The organism is Salipaludibacillus neizhouensis (assembly GCF_002886185.1).
Taxonomy (GTDB): domain Bacteria; phylum Bacillota; class Bacilli; order Bacillales; family Salisediminibacteriaceae; genus Salipaludibacillus; species Salipaludibacillus neizhouensis.
The window spans coordinates 586,224-605,492 of the sequence record NZ_KZ614147.1 but is presented as its reverse complement, the minus strand read 5'-3'; the positions used below and the strand labels follow the sequence as shown (position 1 = coordinate 605,492).

Genomic DNA, 19,269 nt, shown 5'->3' with positions numbered 1-19,269 from the left:
CAATGGAGAATAGCCAATAATTTTATCAAATACTTCGTTATATTGGTAACCAGGCGATCGTAGTTTATTAAACCTTAGACCCTAAGCTTTGCGTCCTATTCTTTAGAATAGTTTGCCTTTTCCTATTATTATTCTATTCCCTATTGAAGTTATTCAAAACCTCTAATAATTTCAAATATAATCGTAAGAATATAGCCTAAATAGGTAAACTTGACTAAAACTGTAATACCATTTTAAAAGAAAAACCCCTACGTTAGAGAGGGTTAAATATATGTAGTGGTGACCCTGAGAGGATTTGAACCTCCGACCTGCCGCTTAGGAGGCGGCTGCTCTATCCTGCTGAGCTACAGAGTCAATTAAGAAAAACGGCAAAGCCGTCTTTTATTAAATACAGCGTTAGCTTCCACCGCCCCGAGTAGCACCTACGTAGTGCGTGTAGGTGCTACTCGAAAGGAGGGTGGGTTTCCCTTGATACGTGCGGTGTGAAGGTAGCTGTCTTCGATACTTATTAAGAAAAACGCATAGCGTCTTTTGTTAAATTTATAAAAGCTCACTTTCCTATTATAAAGCAAAAGTGAACTTTTTCAAAGTTACAATGCGCATTTCTAACGTAAACACGCTCATTTTGTAGATCAACTTGCTCATTTCTCTGTGCTTCTCGCTTATATATTCAGCTATACCGCTCATAACCTCTAACAATAAACATAACGCGTTACTTAGGTACCGATAAAGCTACTTCTTTTATTCTATAACAATCCAAAATGTTTTAATCCGTGTAATATACCATCGTCATCAACGTCTTTCGTTACATACGAAGCCTGTTTCTTCAACGCGTCACCGGCGTTACCCATCGCAACACTATTTACAACGTAGTCAAGCATTTCAATATCATTTGGACCGTCTCCAAATGCATACACATCCTCTTTAGCAAATCCAAGGTGATTCATCACAGCTTCAATCCCCTTTGCCTTAGAGCCGCCCTTAGGCACGACATCTGTAGAAAATTCATGCCAGCGCACAAAGTCAAACTTCTGAAAGCTTTCTTTATATGGACGCATTTCTTCCGCTGTGTTAAATAACAACGCCTGGTAAATATCTCGGCCATTTAAATAACTGGGATCGTAAGCCGGATGTTTAAATTTCAATGAAAGACTGATACTCTCTTCAATTCTAGCATGATATGGTATATTAGCTTTCATATCAAGATGGTCCATATATACTAGAGGGTGATCATTATTCACTGCTGCTTCAGTTAAACGAATAAGTTCCGTATCATTTAATGGATTCGTTAAAATCTCTTCATCTCCTACTTTCACATATTGACCGTTGAAGCTAATAAAAGTATGTATGCCCAGTTTTTCGCGCAACTCCGGAAACATAAAAGGTGCCCTACCCGTTGCAATAGCTATGTAATGTCCTGCAGCATGAAGATCATTGATCGCTTTCTCTGTAGAAGCAGGTAACTCTTTGTTATGATCTAATAACGTCCCGTCAATATCAAAAAAAATCATTTTTTTTGCGTCACCCATGGTTATGACCTCGTTTCCCTTATTCATTCAAAAATAAAATCAATGTCTTCATTATACGTGAACTTACTCACACTAATCAATGACCATTAGCATTCTATTGATCATTAGAAAAAAAGGCTAATTCTTCCATTACTATTTGTTCGCGAAATTAATAAATTATATGTAAAAACTTTGTAGATTTCCTTGCACCTGTTATAATATTGATTATTGAAAATTCTTTCGTATGCTAATTGTAAGTATATTTTAAATACGAGTAGCTGATAGACAGAAATAGAGATTACATACCAATCTAACCAGGAGGTGGATTCCCTTGCCGATTAAAATACCAGCACGCCTGCCAGCAAGAGAAATACTAGAAAAAGAGAATATTTTCATGATGGATAATGAACAGGCGAGCTTGCAAGAGATTCGTCCTCTTAATATCGTTATATTAAATCTCATGCCAGAAAAACAAAAAACAGAAGGTCACTTACTTAGACTTCTAGGAAATTCGCCGTTGCAAGTAGATATTACATTTCTCAAGACAGTCACATATGAACCGAAAAATGAGAGTAAATCCCATATGGAGGATTTTTATACGTCGTTTTCTGAAATAAAACACCGCAAATTTGATGGAATGATTATTACAGGTGCCCCTATTGAACACTTCCAATTTGAAAAAGTTCAATATTGGAAAGAAATGACCGAAATTATGGATTGGGCAAAAGATCATGTGACATCCAGCCTGCACATTTGCTGGGGTGCACAGGCAGCCCTTTACCACCACTACGGTATTGATAAGTTCCCGCTGGAAGAAAAATGCTCTGGAATTTTCGAACATCAAATTTTTAACGGTCATGGAGATATTAAATTATTGCGTGGTTTTGATGATGAATTTATCGCTCCGCACTCCAGACATACAAATGTTTCGATAGATGAGATAAAGGCTGCTCCTGATCTTGAACTTTTAGCTACTTCCAAGGAAGCCGGTCCTTTCCTGATGATGTCCAAGGATGGGAAACACATCATGGCTACAGGACACTTGGAATATGATACGGTAACTCTAAAGGAAGAGTATGAGCGTGATTTAGAACGAGGATTGAGTGTAAAATTACCAGTTCATTATTTTCCCAATAATAACCCTCATGAGAAACCGCTGAACCGCTGGCGCTCTCACGCCCATTTGTTGTTTTCTAATTGGCTTAACTATTATGTGTATCAGGAAACACCTTACGAGTGGAAATGAGATTCTAATAAGTTGGAGAATTTATCAGTTTAAAGGATCAATCAAGCACGATCATGGCCTTATGCGGAGAACCTTACATTCTCTTCATAAGGCCTTTAATATGTTTTTATTGGCGCCCCAAATAGGATCAAAGCCTTCAGAGATCAAACGAATCACGCCTCTCATTAACACCAAAAAAGTAAGCGCTTTAAATTTTTGTCATTATTTCTCAAATATAATAGACAGATTTCTTTGTTTTTGCTAAGATAAAAAGGACTATATACTCATAACTATCGTCATTAGTTAATTTGTTAACGTTAACAGTTGGAAATCCATGAGATGAAAGGACTATTTTTAGCTCTATTGAGATGGGGGGGCATGGAACGATCAATAGTATTTTTACATGGGACTGAAAGTAAAACTCTATTTAAAGGGAGAGAGCCGATTGGATTTTAAAAAATTTAAACCCAGAGTACCAAAAGTAAGGATCCCTAAAAAAAAGAATGAAAAGGCATTTAAAAGATCCAAGAAGGTTAGACCCAAAAAACAAATATCACTGAAGTATAAGCTGTTGCTCTCATTTATTTTACTTAGTATTATTCCTAGTATTGTTATAGCTACTTTGGTTTTTAGTGTTTCGAAAAATACATTAGAAGACAAAGTTTCAGCAATGAGTGGTGATATAGGGTTTCAAATTTCAGAAAACGTTAATGATACGATAGAACAAATGGAGGAATTAACAACAAGACCGATTACCGATCCAGATATTTATTCCCAATTAGCTATAAACTTTAATGACCTTGATGATAGAGAAGCATTCTCTCTGAGAAGAGATATGTCCGATTACTTTTCTAACATTCTCAACAATACCTCTCATCTTTCTGAATTCTTTTTCGTTAGAAATGATGGTGAACTCCTTGGGAAACCAACTCAATTAGAAATTGATGAATTTATTCAACAAGATGCTAACGGACAGTTTGATGGTGAAAATGTTGCATGGTTACCTTTAGAAAACGCTGAAAATACTATCAGTGATTTGGTGGTTCTAAGAAGTTCGAGAGATGGTATTATTGTTTCAAGCTTTGCTCCCAACATTTTTGATGACGTATTTAGTTCTGAAGGTGAAGATGCTGAAAACGCCGAAAACGAAAAACAGCTGTTAATTATCGATGATGAAAACCGCATTATAACAAATAGTCAGCCGGATGATGTCAGTAGTCATTATGTGGTAGACGAAGGTAATGAAGATGCAATATTATCGACCCATCCCTTATCTAATGGATGGCAAGTGGTTGTATCAACTCCCAGGGCCGCATTAATGCAAGAAATGAATGATGTGATTCAATATGTTATTATCTTTGTTATTATTTTTGCTCTCATTGCCAGCCTGATTGGTGTTTTTCTTACTTTTTCTATCACAAAACCTATAGACCGAATCGTCCGCTTAATGAAAGAATCAGAACAAGGTGATCTAACTGTTCGCACAGATGAAGTTGGAAAGCATGAAATAGGCCAGTTAGGTGCCAGCTTTAATCACATGGTAGCAAATATAAAACACATTATATTAGAAAATAAAAAAATGTCTACTTACGCTGTAGAAAGTGCAGAAAAACTAAAAATAATTTCAAATCAGTCATCTAATACAGCTGATCAAATCGCGTCATCCATCGTAGAAGTGGCAAATGGAGCAATGGAGCAAGTAGATTACTCTGAAAAAACAAACCAAGAAATGAAAGGGTTGTCGGAAGAAGTTCAAGGTGTCTCCAAAAATGTTCATGAAGTATCACAAGCAGCTACAAACACAAAAAAATCAAGTCAAGATTCGATTAATCATATGAATGATCTTACGAAAAAAAATCAAAGTGTAGGAACTAATATTACAGAAATAAAAGATACGATTGAAAAACTAAATATTGAAGTTAACGGAATTCAAGATGTAGTATCTATGATTAATGGCATCAGTGATCAGACCAACCTACTTGCTTTAAACGCAAGTATCGAGGCGGCACGCGCCGGAGAATCCGGAAAAGGGTTTGCTGTGGTTGCGGATGAAGTAAGAAAGTTAGCTGAACAATCGAAACAATCCACGAAAAAGATTGAGGAGATTATTCAAAGTATATTAGGACAAACGAATAACTCCGTTAGATTAGTTCAAACTTCAGTTGCCTTATTTGATGAGCAAACAGTGTCGGTTGAAGGAACGAAACATTCATTTGACCAAATACTACGTGATACTGATGAAATATTCTTAGCAACACAATCGATGGAAACCTCGATCAGTAAAATGGATATCACTAAGGCAAGAGTAGAAAAGGCGATTGCTGATATGGTTGGAATTACTGAAGTTACATCGGCAGCTACAGAGGAAGTCAGTGCAACTACGGAAGAACAATTTGCTGCAGCTGAGGAACTTGGAAGCCTTTCAGAAAACCTGGAGACGACAATGAAAGATTTAGAAAAAGTTATTAATCGTTTTAAAGTGGAATAATACAGACCGATAATTTAATAAAAAATGGCCCTGAAGAATTAAATTTCTTCAGGGCTCTCTATTTATCACATTCTCATTATGCTTTTGTTGGCTCTTCTACCGCAGTAAAATATGCATGATACAAACTTTTAACCGCCAAATCTACGTCCTTTTCATCAACACCAAACATCATGCTGACTTCCGATGAGCCTTGGTTGATCATTTTAATGTTCACACCAGCTTCAGATAATGCTACGGTAGCTTTTGAGGCAACACCTAGTGTTTTGAACATACCCTCTCCCACAACCATTACCATCGCTAAATTCCGTTCAACTTGCACATCCTCTACCGATAGTTCTGTTTTGATTCTGTGAAGAACGCGTTCTTCTTTGCCATTCTCAAAGTGGTGGGACTTGATAATTACTGACATATTGTCAATACCAGATGGTGTATGCTCGAATGATATCCCTTCATCTTCCAAGATTTCGAGCAAATGTCGTCCAAAGCCAACTTCCGTATTCATCAAGTATTTCGTTATGTTAATGCTACAAAAATCCTTATCACTTGCGATCCCCACAACTGGTTGCCCGTTTGGTGATCGTCTAGAAACAATTCTTGTTCCTGGGGCTTCAGGATGATTCGTATTTTTTACTGTGACTGGAATTTTCTTAATAACGACCGGTTGAAGAGCTTCGTCATGAAAAACAGAGAAACCAGAATACGCCAACTCTCTCATTTCCTGATAAGAGATTTCCTTCATTTCATGAGGATTTTCAACCAAGTTAGGATTAACACTGTACACAGAATCGACATCTGTGAAGTTTTCATATTCTTCAGCTTCTACCCCTGCTGCTATAATAGAACCCGAAATATCCGATCCTCCTCTTGGGAAAGTGACGATATTGCCAAGTTTTGAATATCCGAAAAAACCTGGAATAACAAGGATACCGGATCGATTACGTAATTTCTGTATTTCACCATAAGCCTCAGGGAGAATCCTTGCGTTTCCTGGTTGATCGGTCACGATCATTCCAGCCTCTTTCGGAGAAACATAATGAGCTTCCTCTCCTAGGTTAGACAAAAATGCTGCCATAATCTTCGCATTTTGATTCTCACCGCTTGCTTTCAGTGCATCTAATAAACGAGCTTCATCATTACGATAGAAGTCAATTAATTCGTTTAAGTGATTTTCTATGGATGTTAGCAAGTTATCATTTAACTCTAATTCACGGATGATTACAGCGAATCTCTCTAAAACGCCGTTTAAAGCTAGTGATTCATTACCACCATTGGTAATTGAGTCCGCCAAATTAATGAGAAGATCGGTTGTTTTAATGTCATTCTCGTGCCGTTTACCCGGCGCAGAAACAACTACAATCCGCCTCTCCTTATCGGCTAAAATAATATTTGCAACTTTTCTAAATTGAGTTCCGTTTGCTAAGGAACTTCCTCCGAACTTTACAACTTTCATTCCGACAAAACTCCTTTTTTTCTTTTGTCTCTTCTATAAACACAAATGTATCCCTGATAAAGAAAATGTTATCGTTATTATACTAGAGTAGAGCATCTTCGGCAATAGAAGAAATTGGAGATAACATAGAAAAACCCCCGCTTGGCTATGTACAACTAAGCAAGGGTTGCTATTTTTCCTTATGTTATACCCACCACATATCAGAAGGTTGTTCTTCGATTAAAATAGATTGAAGATTTTTCACAGCTCGGTTAAAACCTTCATCAATGGACATAATTGGATCCTCATGCTCGATGCTAATCACATAATCATACCCGTAAGTGCGTAAAGCGCTCATCATATTAGAACATTCTTGCATATTGTGACCACAGCCAACTGAGCGAAACGTCCATGCTCTTGACTGAACTTCCCCATATGGTTGCATATCAATGAGCCCATACTTGTTCACGTTCTCTTGGTCTATATACGTATCTTTCGCATGGAAGTGATGGATAGCATTCTCTTTCCCAAGAATTTTAATAGCGGCTACAGGATCGATTCCCTGCCACCACAAATGACTTGGATCAAGATTAGCACCGATGGCATCACAAGTTGCTTCTCGTAATTTGAGCATCGTGTGTGGTGTATGAACGAGAAATCCGCCGTGAAGTTCTAGACCTATTTTAACATGATGCTTTTCAGCAAATTCTCCCACTCGTTTCCAATATGGAATCAGTTTTTCTTCCCATTGCCACCTATAGATGTCTGAGTATTCATTAGGCCATGGTGTTACCGGCCAATTTGGCTTTTTAGCTCCTTCGTGATCACCAGCAGTACCGGAGAAACAATTGACGACAGTTACTCCCATCTTGCTTGCCAACTCTATCGTCTTCATTAACGCCTCATCTGATTCCTTTGCAAAATTCTCTTCAGGAGAAATCGGATTTCCATGGCAACTAAATGCACTGATTTCTAACCCTCTTGAAGAAACTTTTTCTAAATATTCCGCTCGAAGCTCTTCACTCTTCAACAAACGATCTATATCACAATGAGCATTTCCCGGGTACCCTCCTGTTCCAATTTCGACTGCTTTAAGACCGGAGTCTCTGACATGATCTAGCATTTCTTCAAGGTTTTTTTCTGCAATCAAGACGGTAAATACGCCTAATTTCATCCAATCGCCTCCGTTTTTATGATAATGTCACACTTTGACCTGTTTCACTGCTTTTATAGATGGCATCTATGATCTTGGTAACTTGCAAGGCTTCTTCTGGTTTGACAATTAGTTCTTCATTACCAAGACACGCTCCGACAAAGTTTTTCAACAGAAAGAGTCCAGGGTTTTCTTCCCCAGGCATCCACTGGGCTTCGCTGTTCATTAACATCCCATGCTTGGCCTGGTTCAATTGAAAAGGAAAGACATCTAATCCCCCTCGTTGGCCTGATATACTAACATTTTCATGATCTTCTTTGATATTTGCTGACCAAGAAGTTTCAAAGAGCAGTGATGCACCGCCTTCAAATGTAATATAAGCTGTAACATGATCATCCACATCAAACGTGACAGCATCAAAATTTCCCCATTCATTAACCTGTTCGGTCATTTTACTTAAATGGTTATACGTTCTTCCACTCACTTCGATGGGTTTTGGATGATCTAGTAACCACAGTGATAGATCTAGAAAGTGACAACCATAATCAATCAGGCTGCCCCCTCCTTGTAAATCCTTATTTGTAAAAACACCCCAACCCGGTACTTTCCGTCTTCGTAATGCCTGAGATCGTGCAACAATCGGTAAACCGATTTCATTCTCACTTACCATTTTTTTAGCCGCTTGTGAATTCTTCATGAAACGATAATGATAGCCTATAGATAACAAAGTACCCGACTCTTCTGCTGCAAGAATCATAGCTTCACATTCCTTTGTATTTAAGGCCATTGGCTTTTCACACAACACGTGTAGCCCTGCATTCAATGCATCAATTGTGATCTGTGCATGAAATTTATTCGGCGTGCAGATTGTAACAGCATCTATCTCTGAGAACATCTCTTTGTAATCAGTATATACGAGCGGAATTTCAAACTGCTCAGCCACTTGCCTCGCTGTTTCATAGTTGATATCACACACTGCCTCTACTTGAACTTTATCTGTCAACTGTTTGTACGCAGGGAGATGACGACCTTGGGCAATCCCCCCGACACCTATGAGCCCCATTTTCAATTTTTTCATAGTGAACTCCTTTAAATAGCTGTAAACTGCTTCGTATTACTTGATTCTAAAGCTGCAAGAACAACTTGAAGAGACTTCAACCCTTCAGCTCCTGAAACGGCTGGCGTCCTCTTTTCTAGTATCGAAGTAATAAACTCATCAATGACATGAGTAGTCGTTTGACCATCCCCATCATTCGATTGAATGCCACCTAATTCATATTTTACAATTTCTCCATTTTTATATTGAATAATCAACGAGTTAACTGGGTCGTCTTCTAATCGAAGAATAGCATTTTCCCCATAAATGATTGTCGAGTTATCTTCTCTAGACACATATGACCAACTAGCTGCAAGTGTCCCAATCACACCACTTTCTGTTTTCAATACACAAACAGCAGTATCATCTACAGATGCTTTTTCTTTCGCACTGGTTTCGACAAATGCACCTACTTCTTTAAATTCTTCGCCTAAAATAAATCGTAGTAAGTCTGTTTTGTGAACTCCCAAATCACCCATCGCTCCAATGAATGCTTCTTCCTTTTTAAAGAACCAGCTATCTTCTCCATCTGCACTCCACTGTTCTGGTCCACCGTGTCCAAATGCAGAACGGAAACTGTAAATCTTGCCGATCTCTCCACTTTCAATCAGTAATCTCGCCTTTTGATGAGAAGGTACAAACCGTTGATTATGACCAATCATCAAGTTTTTCCCGGCAGATGCTGCCGCTTCATTCATGGCCTCTGCTTCTTCTGTTGAGATTGCCATCGGCTTTTCACATAAAACATGCTTGCCAGCGTTTAATGCTGCAATAGAGATTGGTGCATGTAAATAGTTTGGTGTACATACACTGACCGCGTCGATGTCGCTTTGTGCTAGCAGTTCCTCGTAACGTGTATACGCTTGTGCATCATAATCATTTGCAATTTCATTAACCCGGTCTTCGACAATGTCACATACAGCAACAATATCTACAAGTTGATTCCCTAAGTATTCTGGTAAATGACGGTATTTAGCGATGCTTCCGCACCCGATGACTCCTACACGAATTTTATTCATTCCTCTTCCCCTCCAACACTATTAGTCTTTTGGTTTGATGTCTTCTAAAGGCTTGGCGTTACCACGGATTGGTATGTTGCGAGTGGTAGGTTGCGCCCACTTCACTGCATTTGAAATAACTCGTTGTATCTGTTTGTTGTGATACGTAGGATAAGTCTCATGTCCCGGTCTGAAATAAAAGATCTTCCCTGATCCTCGTTTGAATGTACATCCGCTTCGGAAGACTTCTCCTCCTTCAAACCAGCTCATCAAAACAACTTCATCTGGGGCAGGAATATCAAAGTGTTCTCCGTACATTTCTTCTTTTTCAAGCTCAATACTTTCGCCAATACCTTCGACAATTGGATGACTCGGTTCGACAACCCACAAGCGTTCTTTCTCATCAGCCTCACGCCATTTCAAATCACATCCAGTACCCATTAACGTTTGGAAAATCTTTGAGAAGTGACCGGAGTGAAGGACGATTAATCCCATTCCATCTAGTACTCGTTGATGTATTTTTTTAACAACCGTATCGCTTACTTCATCATGTGCAAGGTGCCCCCACCATAAAAGGACATCCGTCTCATTTAATACATCATCTGTTAATCCGTGTTCTGGCTCGTCTAATGTCGCTGTTTTTGCTTCAAACGATTCTTCTTTTAAAAAAGAAGCAATCGCTCCATGAATTCCTTCTGGATATATCTCTCTCACTTTAGGATTTTTTTGTTCATGCCTGTTCTCATTCCATACAGTAACTCGTTGCATTGTAATTCCTCCCAATTATTTAGAAGATGCCCTCAAACACAAGAACCTCTTAGTATTTATTTCATTATGTTTAAATATCGTAGACAACACTCTCATAAGGACGTAGTTGCAACTCTTTAAGGTCCATAGAAGCATTATCATAGTTTCCAATAATCATTAGTTTCACTTTTTCTTCTAAAACTATATCGATTTCTTCGTTTGTAAAGTTAGCAATTACAAGACTTGTTTGTTCTCGTAATTGCCTTGTACGTCATGTAACGTATTCTCTAACTTTACAGAAGTAATTTTGGTTGACCTTTAGCCACTGTTTTCCGTTGGTGAATCCACTTTTTTCCCCTTCACTCCATTGCATCGGAGTTCTTGCGTTATCTCTACTACGATTGTGAATGAATGATAACGCCTCATCTTCTGAATAGCCGTCAGTGATAGCAGAATGATATTGGTCAATCGAAGCTATATCATCATAATCAGTAATAGATGGGTAAAGGACGTTAGCCATACCTATTTCTTGCCCCTGATAAATATATGGCATCCCCTTTAGAAGGAAATACACCGTTGCAAGCATTTTTCCCGAAATGTCGCTAATATCCTCAATAGGAATAAATTTGTTAAGTGAAACAGGTTGATTGTGATTATCAGGAGGTTATTTGGCGCAGAGCCATCTTTTTTCCGTCAGGGCATATACACTAATCTCTTTTCGTGTGACTCTTGTCAATACCGGATTGGATGAACCATTGATGCTCTTCTGATGTGTGGTTAATACCAAGTCCATGATGATTTTATATTTCTTTCCGCCGCTTTAACAATTAACAAATCTATTTAAATACTTGATTCCATCTCCTTTCTACATTGGTATCGGTACCATAAATTATAATAGCTAGTTATTAATAATACTTGATTTTATCAATAACTGTAACTAAATATTCGTTTGGTATCGGTTTCAAAAAAGTAAAAATAATTCCCATGTACTATCCTCTTGAACTTTGTTCAAAAAATCGACTCATTATACTCTGTGATTGAAATTATCCCTTCTTACAAATCCATTATAGACCGTGTTGATATCGGTTACAATAATAAATTATAAGAATAAACTTTCAAAAGTAACTAAAACCTTATATACCAATGATTCAGCTCAAAAAACTTTTTTGTTAAATGGTAACGGTTTCACTTTTAGTCCAAAAAGGCCTCATGTAGACCCTCTTTGAATAAATGGAGCAGTTAGTTCCACGTATGCTTCTTTTGGTTCACGACCTTCTAATATACTTATAATCAGCTCAAGTGCTTTTTCCCCCATTTCATTTACTGGCTGCCTAATTGTAGTGAGTTTAGGTTCCAATAGTTCAGCTAATGGCTGGTCGTCAAACCCTATAATTGCAATGTCTTCTGGAACTCGAAGACCCTGATCCTTTGTTTCTATTAAAATCCCAGCTGCTACTTCATCCCCTCCTGCAAAAATTGCTGTTGGACGGTCTGCCATGGAAATTACTTCTTTCGCCACATTTTTACCATCATTTATAGAAAGTTGATTTACAAAGATCCAGCGAGGATTGACAGGTATTTTGGCTTCTTTTAACGCTTTCTGAAAACCTATACTGCGATCATTATTTTTTCCATCAGACTCAAATAGACTACCGCCTGTACAGTAGCCGATCTTTTTATGACCTTTTTCAATTAAATGCTTAATTCCATTGTAGACACCATTAATTTGATCGATTCTTACGATGGGAAGCGTTGAGTTTGAGAGGTACTCATTACAGAAAACCATCGGTCCAAAATTCGTGTACTCTTTTAAAGTCTCCCAATCATTAGCCACAGAGGTCATAATTATTCCATCGACTTGTTTTGTTTTAAGCAGATTTAAATAGGAGAGCTCCTTCTCAGGGTCTCCATTACTTTGAAAAATCAAGACTTGATATCCTTTTTTATAGGCTAGCTGCTCGATAGCATTTACAAGGTAAGAGAAAAAGGGATTTACAATTCGAGTAACGATTACTCCAATTGAAGTCGTTAACTGTCCTCTCATTCTGCGAGCAGTAGGACTCGGTGTATATGAAAGTTCTTCCATTGCTTTTTTAACTAGCTCACGTTTCTCTTTCGTAACATACGGATAGTTATTTATTACTCTAGACACTGTTGTTTTAGATAAACCAGATAGTTTTGCGACATCTGATATCGTTGACATTTGGCACCACCCTTTTTATTGAAACCGATTTCATAAATATTTTACTGTATTACCTATAGAAACTCAAGTAAAATACATTATCGGAAATCTACTGTTTATCTAAGGCAAAATCAGATACCACTCGTTTCGCCCGTTCCTTCGCTGCTTCAAGACGTTCTCCAACTTCATCCGGATAAGTGCTTGTCCCTTCAATAAAAAGATGAGTGTAGTCTTTCATACCAATCAAACCAAAGATAGTTCTTAAATAACGGTCTGAGTTTTCTAATTCCTGGAGTTTTCCTTTTGAATACTCTCCTCCTCTTGATTGGATGTGCATGATCTTTTTCGTTTGCATGAGTCCTTTAATTCCCGCGTCTGTGAATTCGAAAGTTTTTCCAGGTATAATAAGATGATCAACGTACGCTTTTACTTGAGGTGGAAAACTCATGTTCCATAATGGCGTGACGATCACGATTCGATCGGATTCAAGGAATTGCTCGACAAATGGATTCGTTACTTCTTTTTGTTCCACATTGCCATGACGTTCCCACATATTAATAGCGTCTGTGTCTAATGGAGGTAATGTCACTTTAAATAAATCCAGCCTATCTATTTTCTCTTCTGGTTTTTCTTGTTGGTAGGCCTTTAAAAAAGCTTCTCCAAGCTGCAAACCAAAAGAGTCTTCTATCTTCTTAGGATTTGCCGTTACATATAATAAAGTCATCGCTGGTGCGCCCCCTTCTGTCTTGATTTACATCTTAGCATAGAAAAAAGATCAAGTACCGGAAGCTACTTGATCTTTCTCATACTTATAACGGATTTTCCAGAAGTTCCTTGATATCTTCTTCAGAAAAGGCACTTGCTCTCGATAAAAAGCGTTTGCCCTCTTTTCCTTCCAACGAAAACATCCCCCCTCGGCCATCCACAACGTCTATAATAATCTGAGTATGTTTCCAGTAGTCATACTGCTTTTTATTCATATAAAAACCGACTCCGCCAATTTCACCAAGCTTTACATCCTGGCTTCCTAACATTAGTTCTCCATCCGGATAACACATTGGAGAACTTCCATCGCAGCAACCGCCGGATTGATGGAACATGAGGGGACCATGCTCTTCTTTTAAGCGTGCAATCAAAGTCAGTGCTTTCTCTGTCGCTTTAACACGTTCCACCATGTTTAAAAGAATCCTAATTTTTGAGGACTATAGCTCACAAGCATATTTTTCGTTTGCTGGTAGTGGTCAAGCATCATTTTGTGATTTTCTCTTCCGATTCCTGACATTTTATATCCTCCAAATGCTGAGTGTGCTGGGTACTGGTGATAGCAATTTGTCCAAACACGCCCCGCTTGAATACCTCGTCCGAATCGGTAAGCTGTATTCACATTCCGAGTCCATATTCCTGAACCTAAGCCGTATAATGTATCGTTAGCAATTGCGAGAGCTTCTTCATCCGTTTTAAACGTAGTCACAGACAGTACTGGGCCAAAAATTTCTTCTTGGAATATTCGCATTTTGTTATGACCTTTGAAAATCGTTGGCTGAATATAGTAACCATCCGCGTTTTCACCTTTTTGTTTATTTATATCTCCTCCAATGAGCAACTCGGCCCCTTCTTCTATTCCAATTTTTAAGTAGGATTCAATTTTTTCCATTTGTTCCGTGGATGCTTGCGCACCCATCATTGAATTAGGATCAAGTGGATTCCCTGTTTTGATGGCTTTCACCCGCTCAATTACTCTTTCCATGAAAGGCTCAAAAATATCTTCATGGATAATTGCTCGCGATGGACATGTACATACTTCCCCTTGGTTAAGTGCGAACATAAGTAGACCTTCTACTGCTTTGTCAAGAAAGTCATCATCTTCATCCATTATGTCTTTAAAGAAAATATTTGGAGACTTACCGCCAAGTTCCAAGGTTACAGGGATCAAGTTTTGCGATGCGTATTGCATGATCAGACGTCCTGTCGTTGTTTCTCCTGTGAAGGCGATCTTAGCGATACGTTCACTAGATGCCAACGGTTTTCCAGCCTCCAGCCCAAAGCCATTCACGATATTTAAAACACCAGGCGGCAACAAGTCTCCCACCAAATCAGCCAATAACAATATAGATGCTGGCGTTTGTTCGGCTGGCTTAAGTACGACGCAGTTTCCCGCTGCTAATGCAGGTGCTAGTTTCCAAACAGCCATAAGGATTGGAAAATTCCAAGGAATAATTTGTCCGACTACACCTAAAGGTTCATGGAAATGGTACGCTACCGTGTCTTGATCAATTTCTCCCAGTGATCCTTCTTGGGCACGAATAACCCCGGCAAAATATCGAAAATGATCGATCGCCAAAGGAATATCTGCATTTAAAGTTTCACGCACAGCCTTCCCGTTTTCCCACGTTTCCGCGATAGCTAACATTTCTAGGTTTTCTTCCATGCGGTTTGCAATTTTATTTAGGATAATCGAGCGTTCCGTGACGGATGTTTTACCCCATGCCTCTTTAGCATTATGTGCAGCGTCAAGGGCAAGTTCAATATCTACTTCCGTTGACCTGGCTACTTGGCAAAAAGGCTTTCCATTCACTGGTGATGGATTAGCAAAGTATTCACCATTTACTGGCGCTATCCATTCTCCACCTATATAGTTATCATATTTTTCTTTGAATTGTACAACAGAATCTTTCGTATTCGGATTAGCATATGTCATAAACTATTCCCCCAATTACTAGAATTCATTTGTTCACCTTACGTGTTGAAGACTTCCTATTAAACGTCACCTCCCACCACTTTGTAAACGCTTTCAGTTTGTGTCATAAAAATGGGCCACGCAGGCTATTTAAAGTTTATACAACATTCTATTTTTTGTCAATTATCAGATTTATTATTTGTGTATATTTCTTACTGTTTATATTTTTTCTTCAAACGGAATTGCTCGAATACCCTACTTGCAGATGTTATCACTTCTTCGATCGTTTTATTAATAACATTGACTATGAGCATACTTAGTAAATTTAAGAATCATTCTATAGTAGAAAGATACTCTAATCTCTATTTTCCGCCAATCTATTTTCTATAAATATCCATTGACCTATGATAATTATTTTATTATGATAGACAATGATAATGAGAATCTTTATCAACTACATAATAGGAGGTCTATATTATATGAAACATTTATTGTTATCCTTAACGCTCCTTTCAGTGATGCTTTTATCCGCTTGCGGCGCTACGAATGAAGAAAATAACTCTGAAGCAGAAAATGAAGGTCAGGTAAACGATCCTACTGAAAATACTGACTCAAATGCTGAAAGTGAGAATTCAGAAAATGAAGCCACAGAGACTGATACTTCAGACTCCGAGGCGGCTTATCCAGTTACGATTGAACACGCACTAGGTGAGACAACTTTAGAGGAAAAGCCGGAACGGATCGTTGTCCTTGAATGGGTATACGGAGAGAATCTGTTAGCTTTAGGTTTGGAGCCTGTTGGAATGGCTGATATCGAAGGCTACAATGCATGGGTGAATGTTGAACCAGAGCTATCTGCTGATGTAGTCGATGTCGGCACTCGTCAAGAACCGAGTCTTGAAGAAATCGCTCGATTAGAACCTGATTTAATTATTTCGGCTTCTTTCCGACATGAGGCAATTCAGAGTGAGTTGGAAAACATCGCACCTACTGTTATGTTCAACCCTTATCCTGAAGAAGGAGAACAAGATCAGTACGAAGAAATGGTTACAACTTTTGAAACAATGGCAACTGCATTAGGAGAAGAAGAAAAAGCAGCAGAAGTACTTGGTAACTTAGAATCCACGTATGAAGAAGTTGCTGCTGGAATAGAAGAAAGTGAAAACGCAGGTAATGGTTTTGTTCTCTCGCAAGCATTCAGCGCTAATGAAACAGCAACTCTACGCTTATTTACCGACAATGCGATGGCTGTACAAATACTGGAAAATGTAGGGATGTCCAATGCATTTGACGGCAGTGATTTTGAATTATATGGCTATAGTGAAACATCCGTGGAAAGCTTACAGCCTTATCAGGATGCCAACTTTATTTACATTGTACAGGATGAAGACAATGTTTTTGAAAATCAGCTAGCTGGTAATTCTGTTTGGGAAGGGTTATCATTTGTAGAAGAGGAAAGAACATATGCTTTACCAGGGGATACTTGGGTATTTGGTGGTCCTCTAGCTGCAGAAGTTTTTGCTGAAGAAATTCTTCAACTATTTAGTGAGGAGTAATCCCATTGCATTTATTTTATAAAGCTGTTCTCATATTCGGAGGGGGAACAGCTCTCTTATTTTTATTTTCTTTTATACATATTCAACAAGGATCCGTCGACATTACCCTTTCGATTATTATGGAAGCTATTTTCGGCAATGGAGAAGAACTTGAACATGAAATCATACGGACGCTGCGTTTACCTAGAATTGTCGTTGGCATCATGGCTGGTGCGGCTTTAGCTTCTGCGGGCGTATTATTTCAGACTTTGACGAAGAATCCATTAGCATCCCCTGCTACGTTAGGTGTTAACGCAGGGGCTTATTTACTTGTTATTCTAGGTGCCGTTTTTCTACCGGCTAGTCTTCCGGTAAATGGATTCGTACTCGCTTTTGCCGGAGGCGCTATTGCGGCTGTTCTTGTATTTCTCATATCTGGCGGCAGCCAAGCTACCCCAGTCCGAATGGCACTTGCTGGTATGGTTTTAACGTTAACCTTCTCCGCCTTTACTTCTGCGATCCAAATTTTCTTTGAATATGAGACTGCAGGGTTATTTTTATGGGGTAACGGAACTCTTGTTCAAAATGATTGGTCCGGGGCTCAATTCATGGTTCCTGCTACTTTAACTCTTTTAGCAATCCTACTGCTCTTTTCGAAAAAATTCGATGTGCTTTTTATCGGCGAAGAACATGCAAAAGGTCTTGGCGAAAACGTAACGTTTATCCGGGTAAGTATGTTTCTTGGTGCGGTCACTTTAACCGCAATTAGCGTAAGTGTTGTTGGTCCAATAGGATTTATTGGCCTCATTGCTCCGCATATTATTCGACTGATGGGATTGTACTTGCACGGTTGGTTGTTAAGTGCATCCATGTTATGGGGAGCTGTTATCGTGATTGGGGCCGATGTGGCCGGCAGATGGCTCGATCCGTCGTTAAATGAACTGCCAGTCGGTTCTGTAACCGCTCTTATTGGAGCGCCCTGGCTTATTTGGCTTATCTGGAAGCATCGCGGCACCTTCTTTCGTCTTTCTCGAAAAGAAGGCTTAAGTGGCAGTGGTTCCGGAAAGAAAGTCTCTTATTCCATTGTTATGATCGGTGCTATTATTTTTACCGTGACTGCTGTAGTCTTTGGTATTTCCGTTGGTAGTCAAGGTCTAGAGCTGCAAAACACTTGGCTCGCTTTAATTAACTCCGAAGAGACAGCTCTGCGGTCTTTCATTATCAATTTACGGTTAAGCAGAGTTCTGGTTGCTTTGGTTACTGGAATGCTCCTTGCTATCAGTGGACTCTTGTTCCAAGGTGTACTTCGTAATCCCCTGGCAGATCCTTCGGTTATTGGGGTCACTTCGGGTGCTGGAGTAGGCGCTATGCTGATTCTTTATGTTTTCCCTGCTTTATCTGCTGCTTGGATACCATTAGGTGCAATCATTGGTTCCTTCATTGCCGTAGCAATCGTATTATTATTATCAAAGAAAATGCACTTCCAACCCGCTGTCATGGCTTTAATGGGCATCGGTATCTCCGCAGTAGGTTCTGCTATTATCCAAATTTTGATCGTACGTTTTAACCTTAATGCTGCATCGGCCTTAACGTGGCTCTCCGGCAGTACTTACGCTCGAGGATTCGATGAACTGCAATGGTTTTTAATTGGCCCATTGCTCGTCATTGTGCCGATTGCATTTTACTTCATGAAGCAGATAGACTTGTTAGCCTTGGGAGAAGAAACATCTATCGGTGTAGGACTGAATGTTACTCTCTTGCGCTGGTCCATGTCCATTTTAGCTACAGTTATCGCCGCATGCTCCGTAGCAGCCGCAGGAACAATCGGATTCGTTGGACTCGTAGCTCCGCACATAGCTAGAATGATCGTCGGCCATGACAATCGGAAGATCTTTCCCTTAAGTATGCTTATTGGTGGCGGCTTCCTTGTTTGGGCGGATGCATTGGGACGTTTAGTGTTAGCACCCAAAGAGATCCCTTCAGGTATCGTGGTAGCAATGATTGGTGCGCCTTTCCTGTTATGGTTAATGCGTAAAAGGAAGGTCTAGTTTGCCTGAATGACCAAATAAAAGTTAAAGAGAGTGACCCCAGAGTCACTCTCTTTTCTATCACGAAAGTTGTTTGGAAGAATTACCACTCGCTTTCCGTGGATGATCCGCGAAAAACGTCCGCCTAGAGCGGATTCGAGCACCTTTATTCGATAGAAAATAAGAATCTTTTAAGAAAAACGG

Annotated in this window: 15 protein-coding genes, 1 tRNA gene, 1 pseudogene and 1 riboswitch; of the genes and pseudogenes, 4 read left to right on the top strand and 13 right to left on the bottom strand. The window is 39.1% G+C overall.

The window, feature by feature from the left end; translation table 11 throughout:
* Window positions 1-41: 41 nt before the first annotated feature.
* A riboswitch (cyclic di-GMP riboswitch) is annotated at window positions 42-127 on the bottom strand.
* A gap of 150 nt (window positions 128-277) precedes the next feature.
* Both CEF18_RS19855 and CEF18_RS19850 read right to left on the bottom strand, forming a co-directional pair.
* Window positions 278-354 (bottom strand) — tRNA-Arg (locus tag CEF18_RS19855).
* 392 nt (window positions 355-746) lie between these two features.
* Complete coding sequence (locus CEF18_RS19850) at window positions 747-1,529, bottom strand: Cof-type HAD-IIB family hydrolase (protein WP_110938243.1); 783 nt, start codon at window positions 1,527-1,529, stop codon at window positions 747-749.
* Window positions 1,530-1,839: 310 nt separating this feature from the next.
* Between CEF18_RS19850 and metA the strand changes: the two genes are divergently transcribed.
* Together metA and CEF18_RS19840 are read left to right on the top strand one after the other, a co-directional pair.
* The gene (metA, locus tag CEF18_RS19845) at window positions 1,840-2,754 is read left to right on the top strand and encodes a homoserine O-acetyltransferase MetA (RefSeq protein ID WP_110938242.1); all 915 of its coding nucleotides are present in this window, start codon (window positions 1,840-1,842) and stop codon (window positions 2,752-2,754) included.
* Window positions 2,755-3,178: 424 nt separating this feature from the next.
* Window positions 3,179-5,221, top strand: a complete 2,043-nt coding sequence (locus CEF18_RS19840; RefSeq protein ID WP_183040944.1) for a methyl-accepting chemotaxis protein — start codon at window positions 3,179-3,181, stop codon at window positions 5,219-5,221.
* Between the two features lie 76 nt (window positions 5,222-5,297).
* Here the strand turns inward: CEF18_RS19840 and CEF18_RS19835 are convergent, their stop codons facing one another.
* The 11 genes and pseudogenes from CEF18_RS19835 to adh all read right to left on the bottom strand — a co-directional run bounded on the left by CEF18_RS19835 (window position 5,298) and on the right by adh (window position 15,524).
* Window positions 5,298-6,671 carry an aspartate kinase gene (locus CEF18_RS19835; protein ID WP_110938240.1) on the bottom strand — a complete coding sequence of 458 codons (1,374 nt, stop codon included), beginning with the start codon at window positions 6,669-6,671 and terminating at the stop codon, window positions 5,298-5,300.
* A gap of 184 nt (window positions 6,672-6,855) precedes the next feature.
* Entirely contained in the window at window positions 6,856-7,824 is a 969-nt protein-coding gene (locus tag CEF18_RS19830) for a sugar phosphate isomerase/epimerase family protein (protein WP_110938239.1), read from the bottom strand.
* A 16-nt stretch (window positions 7,825-7,840) separates the two neighbouring features.
* On the bottom strand, window positions 7,841-8,881 hold the full coding sequence (locus CEF18_RS19825; protein WP_110938238.1) for a Gfo/Idh/MocA family protein: 1,041 nt from the start codon (window positions 8,879-8,881) through the stop codon (window positions 7,841-7,843).
* 11 nt (window positions 8,882-8,892) lie between these two features.
* The gene (locus CEF18_RS19820) at window positions 8,893-9,918 is read right to left on the bottom strand and encodes a Gfo/Idh/MocA family protein (RefSeq protein ID WP_110938237.1); all 1,026 of its coding nucleotides are present in this window, start codon (window positions 9,916-9,918) and stop codon (window positions 8,893-8,895) included.
* 21 nt (window positions 9,919-9,939) lie between these two features.
* A complete protein-coding gene (locus tag CEF18_RS19815; protein ID WP_110938236.1) occupies window positions 9,940-10,665 on the bottom strand; it encodes a ThuA domain-containing protein in 726 nt (241 codons plus the stop codon).
* Window positions 10,666-10,735: 70 nt separating this feature from the next.
* Window positions 10,736-10,897, bottom strand: a pseudogene (locus CEF18_RS27345) (hypothetical protein); the annotation flags it as partial.
* Between the two features lie 18 nt (window positions 10,898-10,915).
* On the bottom strand, window positions 10,916-11,242 hold the full coding sequence (locus CEF18_RS19810; RefSeq protein WP_456114871.1) for an alpha-amylase family glycosyl hydrolase: 327 nt from the start codon (window positions 11,240-11,242) through the stop codon (window positions 10,916-10,918).
* A gap of 609 nt (window positions 11,243-11,851) precedes the next feature.
* Window positions 11,852-12,847, bottom strand: coding sequence for a LacI family DNA-binding transcriptional regulator (locus CEF18_RS19805; RefSeq protein WP_110938234.1), 996 nt, complete (start codon window positions 12,845-12,847; stop codon window positions 11,852-11,854).
* Between the two features lie 88 nt (window positions 12,848-12,935).
* Window positions 12,936-13,550: an FMN-dependent NADH-azoreductase gene (locus tag CEF18_RS19800; protein ID WP_110938233.1), complete on the bottom strand. Its 615-nt coding sequence runs from the start codon at window positions 13,548-13,550 to the stop codon at window positions 12,936-12,938.
* A gap of 85 nt (window positions 13,551-13,635) precedes the next feature.
* On the bottom strand, window positions 13,636-14,001 hold the full coding sequence (locus CEF18_RS19795; RefSeq protein WP_110938232.1) for a DUF779 domain-containing protein: 366 nt from the start codon (window positions 13,999-14,001) through the stop codon (window positions 13,636-13,638).
* A 2-nt stretch (window positions 14,002-14,003) separates the two neighbouring features.
* Window positions 14,004-15,524, bottom strand: a complete 1,521-nt coding sequence (gene adh, locus CEF18_RS19790; protein WP_110938231.1) for an aldehyde dehydrogenase — start codon at window positions 15,522-15,524, stop codon at window positions 14,004-14,006.
* Between the two features lie 458 nt (window positions 15,525-15,982).
* Between adh and CEF18_RS19785 the strand changes: the two genes are divergently transcribed.
* Together CEF18_RS19785 and CEF18_RS19780 are read left to right on the top strand one after the other, a co-directional pair.
* On the top strand, window positions 15,983-17,059 hold the full coding sequence (locus CEF18_RS19785) for an ABC transporter substrate-binding protein (RefSeq protein ID WP_110938230.1): 1,077 nt from the start codon (window positions 15,983-15,985) through the stop codon (window positions 17,057-17,059).
* 5 nt (window positions 17,060-17,064) lie between these two features.
* Entirely contained in the window at window positions 17,065-19,086 is a 2,022-nt protein-coding gene (locus tag CEF18_RS19780) for an iron ABC transporter permease (protein ID WP_223292409.1), read from the top strand.
* Window positions 19,087-19,269: the final 183 nt, after the last annotated feature.

Excerpts from the sequence above, each read along its gene's own strand:
- CEF18_RS19850 (WP_110938243.1), bottom strand. The coding sequence starts at position 1,529 with ATGGGTGACGCAAAAAAAATGATTTTTTTTGATATTGACGGGACGTTA.
- CEF18_RS19835 (WP_110938240.1), bottom strand. The coding sequence starts at position 6,671 with ATGAAAGTTGTAAAGTTCGGAGGAAGTTCCTTAGCAAACGGAACTCAA.
- CEF18_RS19830 (WP_110938239.1), bottom strand. The coding sequence starts at position 7,824 with ATGAAATTAGGCGTATTTACCGTCTTGATTGCAGAAAAAAACCTTGAA.
- CEF18_RS19825 (WP_110938238.1), bottom strand. The coding sequence starts at position 8,881 with ATGAAAAAATTGAAAATGGGGCTCATAGGTGTCGGGGGGATTGCCCAA.
- CEF18_RS19820 (WP_110938237.1), bottom strand. The coding sequence starts at position 9,918 with ATGAATAAAATTCGTGTAGGAGTCATCGGGTGCGGAAGCATCGCTAAA.
- CEF18_RS19815 (WP_110938236.1), bottom strand. The coding sequence starts at position 10,665 with ATGCAACGAGTTACTGTATGGAATGAGAACAGGCATGAACAAAAAAAT.
- CEF18_RS19805 (WP_110938234.1), bottom strand. The coding sequence starts at position 12,847 with ATGTCAACGATATCAGATGTCGCAAAACTATCTGGTTTATCTAAAACA.
- CEF18_RS19800 (WP_110938233.1), bottom strand. The coding sequence starts at position 13,550 with ATGACTTTATTATATGTAACGGCAAATCCTAAGAAGATAGAAGACTCT.
- CEF18_RS19795 (WP_110938232.1), bottom strand. The coding sequence starts at position 14,001 with ATGGTGGAACGTGTTAAAGCGACAGAGAAAGCACTGACTTTGATTGCA.
- adh (WP_110938231.1), bottom strand. The coding sequence starts at position 15,524 with ATGACATATGCTAATCCGAATACGAAAGATTCTGTTGTACAATTCAAA.
- CEF18_RS19785 (WP_110938230.1), top strand. The coding sequence starts at position 15,983 with ATGAAACATTTATTGTTATCCTTAACGCTCCTTTCAGTGATGCTTTTA.